Genomic DNA, 14,974 nt, shown 5'->3' with positions numbered 1-14,974 from the left:
CATTCCAACACCTTATTTTTTTCGTAAAATGAGAGGCGAATCTCAGATCCTAGCAAAAATAGACGAGAAGAGCATTCAAAGAAATAGTCTAAATCCGAAACCCTGTCATCCGGAAATCGTTCGCTTAAGCATCATTTTCACCAAAATGTGCTCAATATCGCAGTTAATACGCCCGTTTAGCGTGAGATCACTCACCCTCACTGCTCCTCCCTGCGCGTTAGCGCCAGGGGATGAGGTCGCTTTCTACAATAGAGAGCAAACTGAGCAAAACGCTGTGACAGGAAACCGGTATGAAACGTTCCGCTCTCGCTCTTCTCCTCTTGCCTGCCATGGCCAGCGCCGACTGGTCAGCACCGGGTTTTCCGACCTTTACCGCTGAAGGCTCGGGGGTCTTCACGGCACAGGCAAAGCTGACGAAGGGTACCCGTCCGCTCACGCTGAATCTTGACAAGACGTGCTGGCAGCCGACAAACGCGATAAAACTCAATGAGATGATGTCACTCAAGCCGTGCGAAGGCGATCCGGTGCAGTGGCGACTGTTCCGCGACGGCGATTATCAGGCACGGATTGATACCCGCTCCGGCACGCCAACCCTGATGCTGACCGTCGCCAGCGAGAGCGAAAAGGCGGTGACCCGCGTGGTGCGCCAGTGCCCGAAATGGGACGGCAACGCCCTGACGCTCGACGTCAGCAGCACCTTCCCGGAAGGGAGCGTGGTACGTGATTTTTACAGTAAACAGACCGCCACCGTGCAGCAGGGCAAAATCACCCTGCAACCTGCGCCGGGCAGCAACGGCCTGCTGTTACTGGAACGCGCAGAGACGGACAAGCCCGCCCCGTTCAGCTGGCAAAACGCCACCGTCTATTTTGTCCTGACTGACCGGTTTGAGAATGGCGATCCGGCCAACGACAACAGCTATGGGCGCCACAAAGATGGCATGCAGGAGATCGGCACCTTCCACGGCGGCGACCTGAAAGGGCTCACCAGCAAACTGGATTACCTGCAACAGCTCGGCGTCAACGCCCTGTGGATCAGCTCACCGCTGGAGCAGATCCACGGCTGGGTCGGCGGCGGCACCAAAGGCGATTTCCCCCATTACGCCTATCACGGTTACTACACTCAGGACTGGACCCGGCTCGATGCCAACATGGGCACGGAAGAGGATTTACGCCAGCTGGTGGACGAGGCCCATCGCCGGGGGATCCGCATCCTGTTTGACGTAGTGATGAATCACACCGGTTACGCGACGCTGGCTGACATGCAGGAGTACCAGTTCGGTGCCCTCTATCTGCAGGGTGATGAGCTGAAGAAAACCCTCGGCGAGCGCTGGACCGACTGGAAGCCTGGCGCCGGGCAGAGCTGGCACAGCTTTAACGACTACATCAATTTCAGCGATAAAGCCGCATGGGAAAACTGGTGGGGTAAAAAGTGGGTACGCACCGATATTGGCGACTACGACAACCCTGGTTTTGACGATCTGACCATGTCGCTGGCCTTCCTGCCGGATCTAAAAACCGAATCCACCACTCCCTCGGGCCTGCCGAATTTTTATCGCCATAAACCTGATACCGGGGCCAAAGCCATCGATGGCTACACGCCCCGGGACTATCTTACTCACTGGCTGAGCCAGTGGGTACGGGAATACGGGATCGACGGTTTTCGCGTTGATACCGCCAAGCACGTGGAGCTGGCGGGCTGGCAGCAGCTGAAAGACCAGGCCAATGACGCGTTGAAAGCCTGGAAAGCGGCCAACCCGGAGAAAAAACTCGACGATGCGCCCTTCTGGATGACCGGTGAATCCTGGGGGCACGGGGTGATGCAGAGCGATTACTACCGTCATGGCTTCGATGCGATGATCAACTTTGATTATCAGGAGCAGGCAGCCAAAGCGGTGGATTGTCTGGCCGACATCGACCTGACCTGGCAGCAGATGGCAGAAAAGCTGCAGGGCTTTAACGTCCTGAGCTACCTCTCTTCCCACGATACCCGCCTGTTCCGCGAGGGCGACCAGCGTGCAGCAGAGCTGCTGTTACTGGCCCCGGGCAGCGTGCAGATATTTTACGGTGATGAATCCGCGCGGCCGTTCGGCCCGACGGGCTCCGACCCGCTACAGGGCACGCGCTCGGACATGAACTGGCAGGATATCAGCGGCGCGCAGGCCGCCACCGTCGCCCACTGGCAGCTGCTCGGGCAGTTCCGCGCCCGCCATCCGGCGGTGGGTGAAGGGACGCAAACCACGCTGACGATGCCTCAGGGCTACGGCTTTGTGCGTGAGCATCAGGGTGACAAGGTGATGGTGGTCTGGGCGGGAAATCGCTGATCGCTACGCGCAGAATCCCTCTCCCGTCGGGAGAGGGAAAGCGCAGGATAATTTGCTGCCTGATGGCAAACTAGCAATACAAAACAGCCCTTCCCCGTTTCCACGCTGATTTGCACCCGCGCAGTTGTAGCGTTATGGTGACCCACACTTAGAACAAGCCCGACAGAACACCTGCTATGACTTTTTCACTTTTCGGCGACAAATTCACCCGCCATTCAGGCATTACCCGCCTGATGGAGGATCTCAACGACGGGCTGCGCACACCGGGCGCCATCATGCTCGGCGGCGGTAACCCGGCACAAATTCCGGAGATGAACGCCTATTTTCAGACGCTCCTCGCGGACATGCTGGAAAATGGCAAAGCCACTGATGCGCTGTGCAATTATGACGGTCCGCAGGGGAAAACCGAGCTACTCGCCGCCCTGGCGGAGATGCTGCGCGACACCCTGGGTTGGGAGATCGAACCACAGAATATTGCACTGACAAACGGCAGCCAGAGCGCGTTTTTCTACTTATTTAACCTCTTCGCGGGCCGACGTGCCGACGGCACCACCAAAAAGGTGCTCTTCCCGCTGACGCCGGAATATATCGGTTACGCCGATTCCGGCCTTGAGGATGACCTTTTCGTCTCTGCACGTCCGAACATTGAGCTGCTGCCGGAAGGCCAGTTCAAGTATCACGTCGATTTTGAGCACCTGCATATTGGCGAAGAGACCGGGATGATCTGCGTCTCGCGTCCCACCAACCCGACCGGGAACGTGATCACTGACGAAGAGCTGATGAAGCTGGATGCGCTGGCGAACCAGCACGGCATTCCGCTGGTGATTGATAACGCCTATGGCGTGCCCTTCCCTGGCATCATTTTCAGCGAAGCACGCCCGCTGTGGAACCCAAACATTGTCCTGTGCATGAGCCTGTCCAAGCTGGGCCTGCCGGGCAGCCGCTGCGGGATCATCATCGCCAATGAGAAAATCATCACCGCCATCACCAATATGAACGGCATTATCAGCCTGTCACCGGGCGGGATTGGGCCAGCGATGATGTGCGAGATGATTAAGCGCAACGATCTGCTGCGCCTGTCTAATGAGGTGATTAAGCCGTTCTATTATCAGCGCGTACAAGAGACGATCGCCACAATTCGCCGCTATTTACCGGAAAATCGCTGCCTGATCCACAAACCCGAAGGGGCGATTTTCCTCTGGCTATGGTTTAAGGATCTGCCGATCACCACCGAGCTGCTGTATCAGCGTCTGAAAAAGCGTGGCGTGTTGATGGTACCAGGAGACTACTTCTTCCCGGGGCTGGATAAACCCTGGCCGCACACCCACCAGTGCATGCGCATGAACTACGTGCCGGACCCGGAAAAAATCGAAGCCGGGGTGAAGATCCTGGCCGAAGAGGTTGAGCTGGCCTGGCGGGAAAACGGCCAGTAACGGTTTACGCCAGATAACGCAGCCGTTCGACGCGTAATCTGGCGGGATCGGCACAGCTTAACGCGTGAGTGGGACAGGCCGCCACACAGGCCGGTCCTGCTTCGCGATGCGCGCAGCGATCGCACTTCAGAGCCTGAACCAGTCCCGCACCCGCCGTTACCTGCATCGCGCCAAACGGACAGGCGACCATACAGCTTTTACAGCCGATACAGCGTGCCTGCTCCACCCGCCACACCCCCGCCTGACGCTGAATAGCCTGTGTTGGGCAGACGTTGGCGCAGGGCGCATCTTCACACTGATGACAGGTAACCGCTGTGGTAAACGTGCCGCCCTTCACCACCCGAATGCGGGAGATAAAGGTGCGTGGCGTTACGGCCGCACAATTCTGATCGTCCTGATGCGAGACTACGCAGGCCACCTCGCAGGTGCGACAGCCAATACATTTCGCCGGGTCGGCAACAATAAAGGGGTTCATCGCCTGCTCCATCCTTGCTGAAAAAAGTCAGGTTGCCAGAGTGATCGGGGCGAGCGCTTTGATCAGACAGGGTAAAAGACCCGATTTGTGCGCTCTGCCGTGAAAACTGGCCATCTGCCCCAAAAAAGACGAAGACCAAAATGAAAGCCGGGCGAGGCTACACATACCCACCCTGTCTGCCAGGTCAGGTATGGACAGCGCCGCCCGGGTGCATTCGGGAAGCCCTCGTCACCGAGGGCAACTTTCTGAAGAATTAAAACTTCCAGGAGAGGCCGGTCATCAGCGCGAAGCTGTCGTCACGGTCGATCATCGGGCTGTTTTTCACCTCGTCAGGCAGCACGGTATAGACTGCGCTGGCGTTCAGATACAGGTTCTGCGTCAGCTGATACTTCGCCGCCAGGCCGATATAGGGGGTTACGGTTTCGCCGGCGGTGTACTGCTGCAGACCGCTGCGACGCGACTCCTTCTCAGAGACGCCGTAGTAGTAATCGTTGAAGCTTTCGTCATAGTAGAACACGCCCAGTGACGGCGTCAGGGTCAGACTTTCCATGCGGATCGGACGGAAGTAAGACATCTCGCCCGCCACCCCGCCGCTTTCGTCCATTGCATCGGCTGCCAGCGCAAACTTCAGGCTGCCCCAGCTTTCGTGACGGTAATACGCCCCGCCCAGCATCGCGGAGGCTTTACGGTCATCCAGCTGCTTCATCGCGTGGTCATCGTTATCTTCCGGGTCGAAATGCAGCGGCATCCAGGAGGCGGTCAGGCTGAGTTCGTTTTTACCCTCTTTCCAGATAATCCAGCCGCCGGTGGTCTGACGTACGTAGAAGTGCTCGCCTTCGTAGCTCATTAACGGGACAGCGGAGACGTTCTCGTTATAGCCTTTATAGGGTGATTCATTAAATACTGCGCCAGCGCCAACTGAAAAGTCATCGGCCATTGCGGAAGTCGCCGTAAATAAAGCGGCCGCGATGAGTAAATTCTTTTTAAACTTCATTGTTTGCAATCCATTAAATGTCATACGACCCGGCGCATAATAATGGTTACAAAAATCGCGATGCAATGCGGTTATTTGTATAATATTATATATAAATTCATATAGATGGACGTCAGGCAATGCATAAGATGCAAATCAAACCGCGAGAATTAAAAATTATTTCCGTCATTGCCGCGACCCACAGCATTGGCGATGCTGCTGCATTGCTGGGAATGGCTCAGGCCAACGTCAGTAAATATCTCGCTGATTTCGAAACCCGCGTCGGACTGAAGGTTTTTGAGCGCACCACCCGCCATCTGGCGCTGACCCAGTTCGGTGAATCCTTACTGCCGTTCATCAACGTGTCGCTGGAAAAAAACGAGCAACTGATTAATTTCATTGCAGATTACAAACACGAGAAACGCGGCAAGGTCACTATTTATGCTCCGTCGGGGATCGTCACTTACCTGGCCCGCCACGTGGTTCATGAGATCGAAAATATTGGCGATATCCGTATCAGCCTGAAAACCTACAACCTGGATCGGAATGAGTTTTTTGAAGGCGTCACCTTTCCCGACGATGGCGATATTTTAATTACCTATGCCCAACCGAAAGATGAAAACCTGGTTGCCAGTACTTTAACAAAATATTCTGTTACCGCTTTCGCTACCCCTGAATATATTAAAAAGCACCCTATTAATCATCCTGACGATTTAATTAATCACTCCTGCATTCTTATCGACTCAATGATTATTGATGACGCCAACATCTGGCGTTTTCGCGTGAATAATAGCGAGCAGGTGCTCGATTATAAAGTCACGGGTAACTATATTTGCGACAACACCCAGACGGCGCTTGAGCTGGCCCGCAATCATCTGGGGATCGTCTTTGCGCCAAAAGAGAGTCTGCTCCGGGAGATCGAACAGGGCTCAATGGTGCCCTGTTTTACCCATCAGGAGGAGTGGTGGCTGGATCTGGTGGCGATCTTCCGCAAACGTGACTATCAACCCTGGCGGGTGCAGTTTGTGCTGGATGGGGTGCTGAATACCCTGCGGAAACAGATTGAGCAGACCCCCCTGGGGCGGCCTGCTCTCAGAGGTTAGAACAAGCCCAACGGTTTGTCGGAGTAGCTGACCAGCAGGCATTTGGTCTGCTGGTAATGCTCCAGCATCATCTTGTGGGTCTCACGGCCAATGCCCGACTGTTTGTAGCCGCCAAACGCGGCATGGGCCGGGTAAGCGTGATAACAGTTGGTCCATACGCGCCCGGCCTGGATCCCGCGTCCCATCTGATACGCCAGATTGCCGTTACGGCTCCAGACGCCCGCCCCCAGGCCATACTGCGAATCGTTGGCCAGCTCCAGCGCCTCCTCCATGGTTTTGAAGGTCGTTACCGCCAGCACCGGGCCGAAGATCTCCTCCTGGAAGACACGCATGTTGTTCTTGCCGGACAGGATCGTCGGCTCAAGGTAGTACCCCTCTTTCAGCTCACCGTCCAGCTGCTTGCGCCGTCCGCCGGTTAAGAGCTCGGCCCCCTCTTTCTTACCGATATCGATATAGTTGAGGATGGTCTCCAGCTGTCCGTGGGATACCTGGGCTCCCATCTGGGTGACGCTGTCCAGCGGGTTGCCGCTGCGGATCGACTCCACGCGACGAATGGCGCGCTCCATAAAGCGCTCGTAGATCGACTCCTGCACCAGCGCCCGGCTTGGGCAGGTGCAGACTTCGCCCTGGTTAAAGGCGAAGAGAGCAAATCCTTCCAGCGCCTTATCAAAGAAGGCATCCTCTTCGTCCATCACGTCGGCAAAGAAGATGTTCGGGGATTTGCCGCCCAGCTCCAGCGTCACCGGAATGATGTTCTGGGTGGCGTACTGCATGATCTGCTGGCCCACTTCGGTGGAGCCGGTAAAGGCCACTTTGGCGATCCGTTTGGAGGTCGCCAGATATTCACCGATTTCCCCCCCGGCACCGTTGACCACGTTCACCACCCCCGGCGGGAGCAGATCGCCCACCACTTCCATCAGCAGCAGTATCGACAGCGGCGTTAAGCGCGCCGGTTTCAGTATCACGCAGTTCCCGGCGGCCAGCGCGGGCGCCATTTTCCAGGCAGCCATCAGCAGGGGGAAGTTCCACGGGATGATCTGCCCGACCACGCCCAGCGGCTCATGGAAGTGATAGGCGACGGTGTCTTTATCCACCTCGCTGATGCCGCCCTCCTGGGCGCGAATACAGGAGGCGAAATAGCGGAAGTGGTCGATCGCCAGCGGCACGTCGGCGGCCAGGGTTTCGCGGATCGGTTTACCGTTGTCCCAGGTCTCTGCCGTGGCCAGCAGCTCCAGGTTCTGCTCCATACGATCGGCGATTTTAAACAGGATCGCCGCGCGATCCTGCACCGAGGTATGGGCCCATTTATCTTTGATCTTGTGGGCGGCATCCAGCGCCAGATCGATATCGCGCTTGCCGGAGCTGGCAATTTCGCACAGCGGCTGGCCGGTCACCGGGGTGAGGTTCTGGTAGTAATCGCCGTCGGCCGGGGGAACCCAGTCGCCGCCGATAAAGTTGTCATAACGGGCTTTCAGTTTGAGGGGGAAACCATATTCGCCGGGCAGGATACGTGCTGAGGGAGGGTTATTCGTCATGACTGTCTCCTTGCGTGAAGTGTCCTTCAAAGGTAGACCGCGGCGGTGAAAATATCGCCAGTCGTCGCCTGCTTTGCGAGCCCCTTCACGCATTACCTTACTTTACGTTTGGTTTCCCGCCCTGAGCCATACTTAAAGCGCACAACTCTGGCAGAGGGAAGGATAAATGCGGCTTTTTATCGGCTTCGACGTGGGCGGAACCCACATTAAACACGGCGTGATTGACGAGGACGGAAACGAACTCACCACCGATCAATTTGATACGCCGGAGGATGAGGAGAGCTTTAAGCAGCAGTGGCGCGAGGTGGTCGAGGCGTACCAGAACGAGCATGAGATTACGGCGATCGGCGTGAGCATCCCTGGCCATATTAATACCCATACCGGCGAGGCCGCAAAGGCGGGCGCGCTGGCGTACCTCGATAACGTCAACCTGTACCAGCTTTTCGCGGAGCTAACCGACCTGCCGCTGGTGGCCGACAATGACGCCAGCTGTGCCGCTCTGGGCGAACGCTGGCGCGGCGCAGGACGTGACTATGAGAATTTTGTCTGCATGACGCTCGGCACCGGGATCGGTGGCGGGATTGTGCTCGGGGGCGATCTTTATCGCGGCTCGCACTACCGCGCCGGGGAGTTCGGGGTCATCCCGGTCGGCAAACACGGCGAAGGGATGCATGAGGTGGCCTCGGCCAAAGGGCTGATGGAAACCTGTCGCCGGGCGCTGGGGGTCTCAGGGGATAACATGCCGGAAGGCGAAGAGCTGTTCGAGCGGATGGAAAACGATCTGCACCTGCGCGAAGCGGTGGAAGAGTGGGCCCTGTTTCTGGCTCGTGGGGTCTATAGCGTCATCTCGATGTTCGACCCGCAGGTGGTGTTGATTGGCGGCGGCATCAGCGAGCAGGAGAAAATCTATACCCTGCTCGACAGACACCTGCAAACCTTTGAAGAGTGGGAATCGCTGCAGGTGCCCATCCTGCCCTGCCAGCTGGGTAACCAGGCGGGCAGGCTGGGTGCCGTATGGCTGGCGAAACAGAAGTTCGCCAGCAAAAAGGATTAACGCTGCTGCCCCTCGTCGGCAAAAAGCTGGGCATCCCGCAGGAGGTGATCGTTACCGCGGCGGCGGGTAAAGCCAATGCGGTTGAAGTACTCCAGGATCTGGATCGCCAGCTTACGTCCGACGTTCAGCCGGTCGCGGAAATCGGCCGCGCAGGTGGAGCCGCGCTCGTGGTCCAGCGCGCGGATCAGGTTGGCAAAGGTGACGATCCGGTGGTGCCGGTAGTAGCGGTCTTTGACGATCGCGGTGATCAGCCCCTGCTGCGCCGCATGCTTCAGCACCTGACGCATGGTCTGCTCGTCGGTGGCCGTTTCACGGGCCAGGTCGCGCACCCACCAGGGGTCATCGCCAAACAGCGCGTCCACTTTTTCCCAGATGGCCTGCTGTGCCGGGGTAAAGCCCGCTTTGTGATCCGGCAGATGCAGCCAGCCGTGGTAGCTGTGTAGCTCCCCGCTCTCACGCATCCGCTCGATCAGCAGCAGGACCAGGGCCTCATCTTCCATCGGCAGCGCCATGCGCCGCAGGCGCTCGCGCCCCGGACCGGGTTCATCCTGATGCTGCAGATGATAGGTCGCCAGCACCTCCAGAAGCTTACGCTGCCAGCGCGCCGCGACAGCGGTGTTTAACAGGCTCGAACCGGCCTGGATAAACTCAGGCTGTTGGGTCAGCTGACGCAGCCCTTCCCGGCTGAGCTGGCGTGCCCAACCGAACGCATCCAGGTTCACCGCCCCGCGCTCCAGATGCGCCAGCAGGGCGGCGTGGTCATCCGCCGCCGGTGCCAGCGTTGCCAGCCAGTGCAGGTACTCCGGCTTGCGCTTCCCGCGGCGCGGCGGGTTAAGGGTAACGACTCGCGCCCCGGCGAGGGTGACGCGGGCAGAGATATCGCGCAACACCAGCCGATCGTTGTCGGCCAGCCACAGCGGAGCATCAAAGACCAGCTCCGCCAGCGCTCCCTCCAGCAGCGAGACGCGGCCGGTGACATGGCTGGCGGCATGGTGAATATGCAGCGGCTGCCACTGTGCCAGCGGCACGTCACCTTGCAGAGTGACGATAACCCGCGTGGTCGGTTCCGGCGGCGCGTCGGCCAGCAGCCAGTCGCCGCGGTTCAGCTCTGCTTTTTCCGTGTCGCCCACCAGGTTGAGGGCAATGCGCTGTCCGGCGTGAGCCTGTTCAACCGGCTGGTTTTGCGCGTGCAGGCCACGAATACGCACCGGCTTATTGACCCCGGTCAGCCACAGGCTGTCGCCTACCCGCACTTCGCCCGACAGCGCCGTGCCGGTAACTACCAGACCTGCCCCTTTTACGGTAAAGGCCCGGTCGATGGCCAGACGGAAGCGGTGGTGATCCGCATGGGCGCGGGCCGGGAGCTGTTGCAGATGGGCGCGCAGGGCATCAATTCCCCGCCCTTCGGTGGCAACGGTGACAAACAGCGTCGCATCGGCAAAGCCAAAGTCGCGCAGGGTGGCGAGCACTTCTTCGCGCACTGCCTCCACCCGGGCTTCGTCGACGCGATCGGCTTTAGTCAGGGCCACCGTCAGCTGCGGATTGCCGGTCAGCTGGAGGATCTGCAGGTGCTCGCGCGTCTGCGCCATTACGCCGTCATCACAGGCCACCACCAGCAGGGCGTGGTCGATCCCGCCGACACCGGCCAGCATGTTGGACAAAAACTTTTCGTGCCCCGGCACGTCGATAAATCCCAGCACCCGGCCATCCGGCTGCGGCCAGTAGGCATAACCCAAATCGATGGTCATGCCGCGCTTCTTCTCTTCCGGCAGGCGGTCGGCGTTGACGCCGGTGATCGCCTGCAGCAGGGTGGTTTTGCCGTGGTCAACATGACCGGCGGTGGCAATAATCATTTCAACAACATCTCCAGAAACTGTGCTTCATCTTCCAGACAGCGTAAATCCAGCCACAGACGCCCGTCCTTTATCCGGCCAAGCACCGGCACCGGCAGGGATCGCCAGCGTAACGCCAGCGCCTCCAGCTGCGCGCCGCGCCCGTCGCGCGGGATAAAGGTCAGGGCAGCGCCCGGCAGGCGATCCACCGGCAGCGATCCGCTGCCCGGCTGTGACAGGCAATCTTCCACGCGAACTTCAAAATCAGGGTAGTGCGGCGCGACCTCGGCCAGCAGCCTCTCCCCCTGATGATGGATCGCGGCGGCGTCGCGGCTCAACAGGCGCAACGTCGGCAGGCGTTCGGCCAGCGTCTCCGGGTGGAGATAGAGGCGTAAAGTGGCCTCCAGCGCGGCGAGGGTCATTTTATCCGCGCGCAGGGCGCGTTTCAGTGGGTGCTGTTGCAATCTGGCGATCAGGTCGCGCTTGCCGACGATAATCCCGGCCTGCGGCCCGCCCAGCAGCTTATCACCCGAGAAGCTCACCAGGCTGACGCCAGCGGCAATTAACGCCTGCGGCATCGGCTCTTTCGGCAGGCCATAGCGGCTGAGATCCACCAGCGAACCGCTGCCCAGATCGACGACCACAGGCACGTCTCTCTCCTGCCCGATGCGCACCAGCCCGGCCTCGTCAACGGCATGGGTAAAACCTTCAATATGGTAGTTGCTGGTATGGACCTTCATCAGCAGGGCGGTGTTGTCATTGATCGCCCCGGCGTAATCCCGCTCGTGGGTGCGGTTAGTAGTGCCCACTTCCCGCAGCTGGCACCCGGCCTGGGCCATCACGTCCGGAATGCGAAACGCCCCGCCGATCTCCACCAGCTCGCCGCGGGAGACCACCACCTCTTTACCGCTGGCGGTCGCGGCCAGCATCAGCAGCACCGCCGCGGCGTTGTTATTCACAATGCAGGCATCTTCCGCACCGGTGAGCTGGCACAGCAGCGCCGCCAGCGGTCGGTCGCGATGGCCGCGTCCGGCGCCGTCGAGATCGTACTCCAGCGTGACCGGCATCTGCATCGCCTGGGTGACTGCGGCTACCGCCTCCTGGGCCAGCAGCGCGCGCCCCAGATTGGTGTGCAGCACCGTGCCCGTCAGGTTGATGACCGGGCGCAGACCCGGGGCGTCATCCCTCGCCAGCCGCTTTTCGGTCTCCTGCGCCCAGTCGTCACACCACGCCGGGAGGCAGTTGTCGGCGCGGATCCCGGCGCGGGCTTCGTCCTGCAACAGGCGTAAGGTTTCGACCGTTCGGCTGTGACCAAACCGGGCAATAACGGCAGTAAGACGGGCGTCGCGAAGCAGACGATCGGTCGCGGGAAGTTGGCTATAGAGAGCGTGCTGAGTAGTCATGAAAGCGCCTGACGGTTGGGTATCTTCCCCCCTCCCGACGGGAGAGGGAGTCAATGTCAGGGCGATTGTACCGCGTCCGGCATGGAAGTGTTATCGACCACATCAAGCCTTTGGCGGTTCGGTGCGGGCGAAGCTCTCACGCTGGAACAGGGTTTCCGCCAGTTTGACCAGCAGCGGGCGATCCACGCACCAGCCCGGCGAGACGCGACGGAAATTGAGGTAGCCGATGGCGCAGGCAATGGCGATGGTCGCCAGGTTAACGCTGTCGGGGGCAATTTTTCCTTCGCGAATCAGCTGCTCACAGTGATCCAGACTGCGGATGATTTTCTCCCGCTGACGCAACAGCTCGGTCTCGGACTGCTGTGCCGCCGGACGCGCCTGTTCGCGCACCGAGGCCAGGGCCGCATCCATGATCCCGTCCGCCAGCGCCTCGATTTGTCGGATAGCCAGCGCGGCCTTTGGGTCACGAGGGATCATCGCCGGGGCGATATCCAGCAGCTCGATATAGCTGGCAATGATTGGCGAGTCGAACCAGTGCTCCCCATCATCGGTCACCAGCGCCGGGACTTTCCCCAGCGGATTGTACTGGGCGGCACCGCTGTCGGCCTGATAGGGCTGTTCATTCACAAATTCGAAGGTGATGCCTTTCTCCAGCAGGAGAATGGAGATTTTACGCACGAAGGGACTGGTATAACTGCCGATGAGTTTCATTGCCTGCTCCTTTTTCGCCAACAAAAGGATAAGTATGGCTCAGGCAAGGAAAAAAGGCAGGCCTTGCGTATCGCAAGCCTGCCCGGAAAGGAATTAATGGTCGAGATAGAGGTAGTGCATCCAGCTGGTCATACGCAGCAGGACTTTACGCATCACCGAGACGTGCGAGAAGTGGTCGGAGTAAACCGCTACCTGGGCGTAAATACCGTCCGGCAGCGCGTCCACGTCGGCATTCGGATCCAGCTCAATGGTGCCAATCACGCCATCGGTACCCGGGATCACCGTCAGGGACTGCAGTGCGCCCTGCGCCTGGTAGGAGCCGCCCGGCACCACCGGCAGAATGCTGGTGAGCTTACCGGAGAAGACCTGGCCCGGCAGGGCGTTGAATACCACTTCCGCTTCATCGCCCGGTTTCAGACGCAGTAAAGAGTTCTGGCGGAACTGGGCCACGATCTGACGTTTCTGTTCAGGAATAAACACCATCACCGGACGCAGCGGCAGCGAGGCGGCGTAGGTCCCCGGGCGAATCAGCACCTGGGTGACATAGCCGTTGCTTGGCGCACGAATGGTAGTCTGCTCAAGATTGTATTTGGCTTCTGCAAGTTGAGCGCGGAGGGATGCCACCTGCGATTGCTCACCGTTGACCATGCTGTCTAACTGGCTCTGAATCTGCGTCTGTTCAGCAACGGAGCCTTTCACCAGGGCATCCTGTGCCAGATAGTTCTGGCGCGCGTTGTCGATATCGCTTTCAGAGAACGGATTCACCTTCGCCTGGCTGCCTTTCAGGTAACGCTGATAATCTTTATACAGCCGGTCGCGCTCAGCGGACACACGGGTGGTATTGGCGACGGCTTCAGAAAGCTGCGCCTTCATATTGTCAATATTGTGCGTGGCTGTCACCAGGTCCGCCTGCACTCTGTCGACGCGGGCCTGATAGCGGGTTGGATCAATTTTAAATAACACTTCGCCCTTTTTAATGAGCTGGTTATTTTTTTCGGTAACTTCGCTAACTACCCCTGTAACTTGCGGCGTGATCGGAATAGAAATAACCGCTTTCTGCGCCGTAAAGGTATAAGGGTGGTTATAGTTCATTAATAAAATAAGGCCAGCCACGATAAATACGCCGCCTAAGGTCGCGGTCGCTAATGTCCACTGGTTTACCGGAATACGAAATATTTTAAAGATGGCCCATGCAAACGCGACATAGGTCAAGATGATCAGCAGATCCATGATTAGTGCTCCGGCGTGTTCTTATCAGCAGTGGGTTGCACTGCGGCCAGTTTTAGTTCCAGCTCGGCGACGCGCTTTGCCAGCGCATCAACGTCGGGGTTGCGTTCCGGCGGCGGCATGTGGTTCTGCATCCCCCATCCGCGCTCTGGCTGGTAGAGCGTGGCCCAGATCCACAGAAACGGCCAGATGGCATGCAGCGTAAACAGGCTTATCCATCCCGCCGTATGGATCGCATCGGCATGAGGATGGTTGCGTTTTTTGGCCATGTTATAGGGAATGTCATGAATCGCGATGATTCCATAAAAAAGAACCAGGAAGACGAAAATCAACACACCCAGCGCAAAATAGTTGAGAAACATATTTGCCTCACTAATTAAAACGTAAACTCATTAAAATAATTAAATGGTAAGCAACCAAATTAATTTATTGATAAGCACAGGGGCTTGTACTTATTAATTTCAGAGCCGGGGAGTATGATTTTTTATTATATCTCCATGCAAGTTTAATAGCGTGACAAAATATATCCTGAATAATAATAGACTTAAGTTTACAGTATCAGCGTAAACCAGATTTTTGCTTTTCGCCATAACACATTGCTGGCTACAGGTTTTAGCTAAAAATGTTACTTGCTTACATCCTGGCTGAGCCAGGTCAAGTCGTATTTGTCGGCGATCACATCCCGGAAAAATCACACGGCGATATTTTGTGATGCTCATCACACTACAGAAACAAACACCTCAACCGAAAATGTGATCAACCTCACAGATAAGGGGTATTTTAGCTGCTTTCTTGCCCATTGTATTTTTTTTACACTTCATATTTGTGACACACATCACCTCAATAATATCTCTACCCCCTACATTTACGTGATTTAGATCACACAAATTTTACCCGTCTGGACAGT

The 14,974-nt window shown here is 57.9% G+C and carries 12 protein-coding genes; 4 read left to right on the top strand and 8 right to left on the bottom strand.

All coding sequences use genetic code 11. The annotated features are described in order from the left end of the window. Window positions 1-290 precede the first annotated feature (290 nt). Both V7Q49_RS13780 and avtA read left to right on the top strand, forming a co-directional pair. Entirely contained in the window at window positions 291-2,321 is a 2,031-nt protein-coding gene (locus V7Q49_RS13780; protein ID WP_333852758.1) for an alpha-amylase, read from the top strand. A 176-nt stretch (window positions 2,322-2,497) separates the two neighbouring features. After that, window positions 2,498-3,754: a valine--pyruvate transaminase gene (gene avtA / locus V7Q49_RS13775; protein ID WP_142487770.1), complete on the top strand. Its 1,257-nt coding sequence runs from the start codon at window positions 2,498-2,500 to the stop codon at window positions 3,752-3,754. A 4-nt stretch (window positions 3,755-3,758) separates the two neighbouring features. Here the strand turns inward: avtA and V7Q49_RS13770 are convergent, their stop codons facing one another. Together V7Q49_RS13770 and V7Q49_RS13765 are read right to left on the bottom strand one after the other, a co-directional pair. Next, window positions 3,759-4,229 (bottom strand): 4Fe-4S binding protein, encoded by a 471-nt coding sequence (locus V7Q49_RS13770; protein ID WP_333852756.1) that lies wholly within the window; start codon window positions 4,227-4,229, stop codon window positions 3,759-3,761. 253 nt (window positions 4,230-4,482) lie between these two features. After that, window positions 4,483-5,223 (bottom strand): MipA/OmpV family protein, encoded by a 741-nt coding sequence (locus V7Q49_RS13765; protein ID WP_333852754.1) that lies wholly within the window; start codon window positions 5,221-5,223, stop codon window positions 4,483-4,485. Between the two features lie 119 nt (window positions 5,224-5,342). On the opposite strand from V7Q49_RS13765, the gene V7Q49_RS13760 reads away from it, so the two are divergent. After that, the gene (locus V7Q49_RS13760) at window positions 5,343-6,305 is read left to right on the top strand and encodes a LysR family transcriptional regulator (RefSeq protein WP_333852752.1); all 963 of its coding nucleotides are present in this window, start codon (window positions 5,343-5,345) and stop codon (window positions 6,303-6,305) included. On the opposite strand, the gene aldB is transcribed toward V7Q49_RS13760, so the two are convergent. After that, window positions 6,302-7,840 carry an aldehyde dehydrogenase AldB gene (gene aldB / locus V7Q49_RS13755; protein WP_333852750.1) on the bottom strand — a complete coding sequence of 513 codons (1,539 nt, stop codon included), beginning with the start codon at window positions 7,838-7,840 and terminating at the stop codon, window positions 6,302-6,304. The two genes, V7Q49_RS13760 and aldB, sit on opposite strands and share 4 nt — an antisense overlap. 166 nt (window positions 7,841-8,006) lie before the next feature. Between aldB and V7Q49_RS13750 the strand changes: the two genes are divergently transcribed. Beyond that, the gene (locus V7Q49_RS13750) at window positions 8,007-8,894 is read left to right on the top strand and encodes an ROK family protein (RefSeq protein WP_333852748.1); all 888 of its coding nucleotides are present in this window, start codon (window positions 8,007-8,009) and stop codon (window positions 8,892-8,894) included. On the opposite strand, the gene selB is transcribed toward V7Q49_RS13750, so the two are convergent. The 5 genes from selB to V7Q49_RS13725 all read right to left on the bottom strand — a co-directional run bounded on the left by selB (window position 8,891) and on the right by V7Q49_RS13725 (window position 14,429). Continuing rightward, the gene (selB, locus tag V7Q49_RS13745; protein ID WP_333852746.1) at window positions 8,891-10,747 is read right to left on the bottom strand and encodes a selenocysteine-specific translation elongation factor; all 1,857 of its coding nucleotides are present in this window, start codon (window positions 10,745-10,747) and stop codon (window positions 8,891-8,893) included. The genes V7Q49_RS13750 and selB overlap by 4 nt on opposite strands. Beyond that, a complete protein-coding gene (selA, locus tag V7Q49_RS13740; protein ID WP_333852744.1) occupies window positions 10,744-12,129 on the bottom strand; it encodes an L-seryl-tRNA(Sec) selenium transferase in 1,386 nt (461 codons plus the stop codon). Before selA ends, selB begins: the two co-directional genes overlap by 4 nt. 102 nt (window positions 12,130-12,231) lie before the next feature. After that, window positions 12,232-12,840 carry a glutathione S-transferase gene (locus V7Q49_RS13735; protein WP_333852741.1) on the bottom strand — a complete coding sequence of 203 codons (609 nt, stop codon included), beginning with the start codon at window positions 12,838-12,840 and terminating at the stop codon, window positions 12,232-12,234. Between the two features lie 93 nt (window positions 12,841-12,933). Further along, window positions 12,934-14,070 carry an HlyD family secretion protein gene (locus V7Q49_RS13730; RefSeq protein ID WP_333852739.1) on the bottom strand — a complete coding sequence of 379 codons (1,137 nt, stop codon included), beginning with the start codon at window positions 14,068-14,070 and terminating at the stop codon, window positions 12,934-12,936. 2 nt (window positions 14,071-14,072) lie between these two features. Beyond that, a complete protein-coding gene (locus tag V7Q49_RS13725; protein ID WP_333852738.1) occupies window positions 14,073-14,429 on the bottom strand; it encodes a DUF3302 domain-containing protein in 357 nt (118 codons plus the stop codon). Between the last annotated feature and the right edge of the window lie 545 nt (window positions 14,430-14,974).

This window comes from Leclercia sp. (genome assembly GCF_036780805.1).
GTDB lineage: Bacteria > Pseudomonadota > Gammaproteobacteria > Enterobacterales > Enterobacteriaceae > Enterobacter.
Note: the sequence above shows the minus strand (reverse complement) of the source record. Positions and strands in the feature narration are given on the sequence as shown.

Coding starts and splice junctions, on each gene's coding strand:
- V7Q49_RS13780 (WP_333852758.1), top strand. CDS start 291: ATGAAACGTTCCGCTCTCGCTCTTCTCCTCTTGCCTGCCATGGCCAGC.
- avtA (WP_142487770.1), top strand. CDS start 2,498: ATGACTTTTTCACTTTTCGGCGACAAATTCACCCGCCATTCAGGCATT.
- V7Q49_RS13770 (WP_333852756.1), bottom strand. CDS start 4,229: ATGAACCCCTTTATTGTTGCCGACCCGGCGAAATGTATTGGCTGTCGC.
- V7Q49_RS13765 (WP_333852754.1), bottom strand. CDS start 5,223: ATGAAGTTTAAAAAGAATTTACTCATCGCGGCCGCTTTATTTACGGCG.
- V7Q49_RS13760 (WP_333852752.1), top strand. CDS start 5,343: ATGCATAAGATGCAAATCAAACCGCGAGAATTAAAAATTATTTCCGTC.
- aldB (WP_333852750.1), bottom strand. CDS start 7,840: ATGACGAATAACCCTCCCTCAGCACGTATCCTGCCCGGCGAATATGGT.
- V7Q49_RS13750 (WP_333852748.1), top strand. CDS start 8,007: ATGCGGCTTTTTATCGGCTTCGACGTGGGCGGAACCCACATTAAACAC.
- selB (WP_333852746.1), bottom strand. CDS start 10,747: ATGATTATTGCCACCGCCGGTCATGTTGACCACGGCAAAACCACCCTG.
- selA (WP_333852744.1), bottom strand. CDS start 12,129: ATGACTACTCAGCACGCTCTCTATAGCCAACTTCCCGCGACCGATCGT.
- V7Q49_RS13735 (WP_333852741.1), bottom strand. CDS start 12,840: ATGAAACTCATCGGCAGTTATACCAGTCCCTTCGTGCGTAAAATCTCC.
- V7Q49_RS13730 (WP_333852739.1), bottom strand. CDS start 14,070: ATGGATCTGCTGATCATCTTGACCTATGTCGCGTTTGCATGGGCCATC.
- V7Q49_RS13725 (WP_333852738.1), bottom strand. CDS start 14,429: ATGTTTCTCAACTATTTTGCGCTGGGTGTGTTGATTTTCGTCTTCCTG.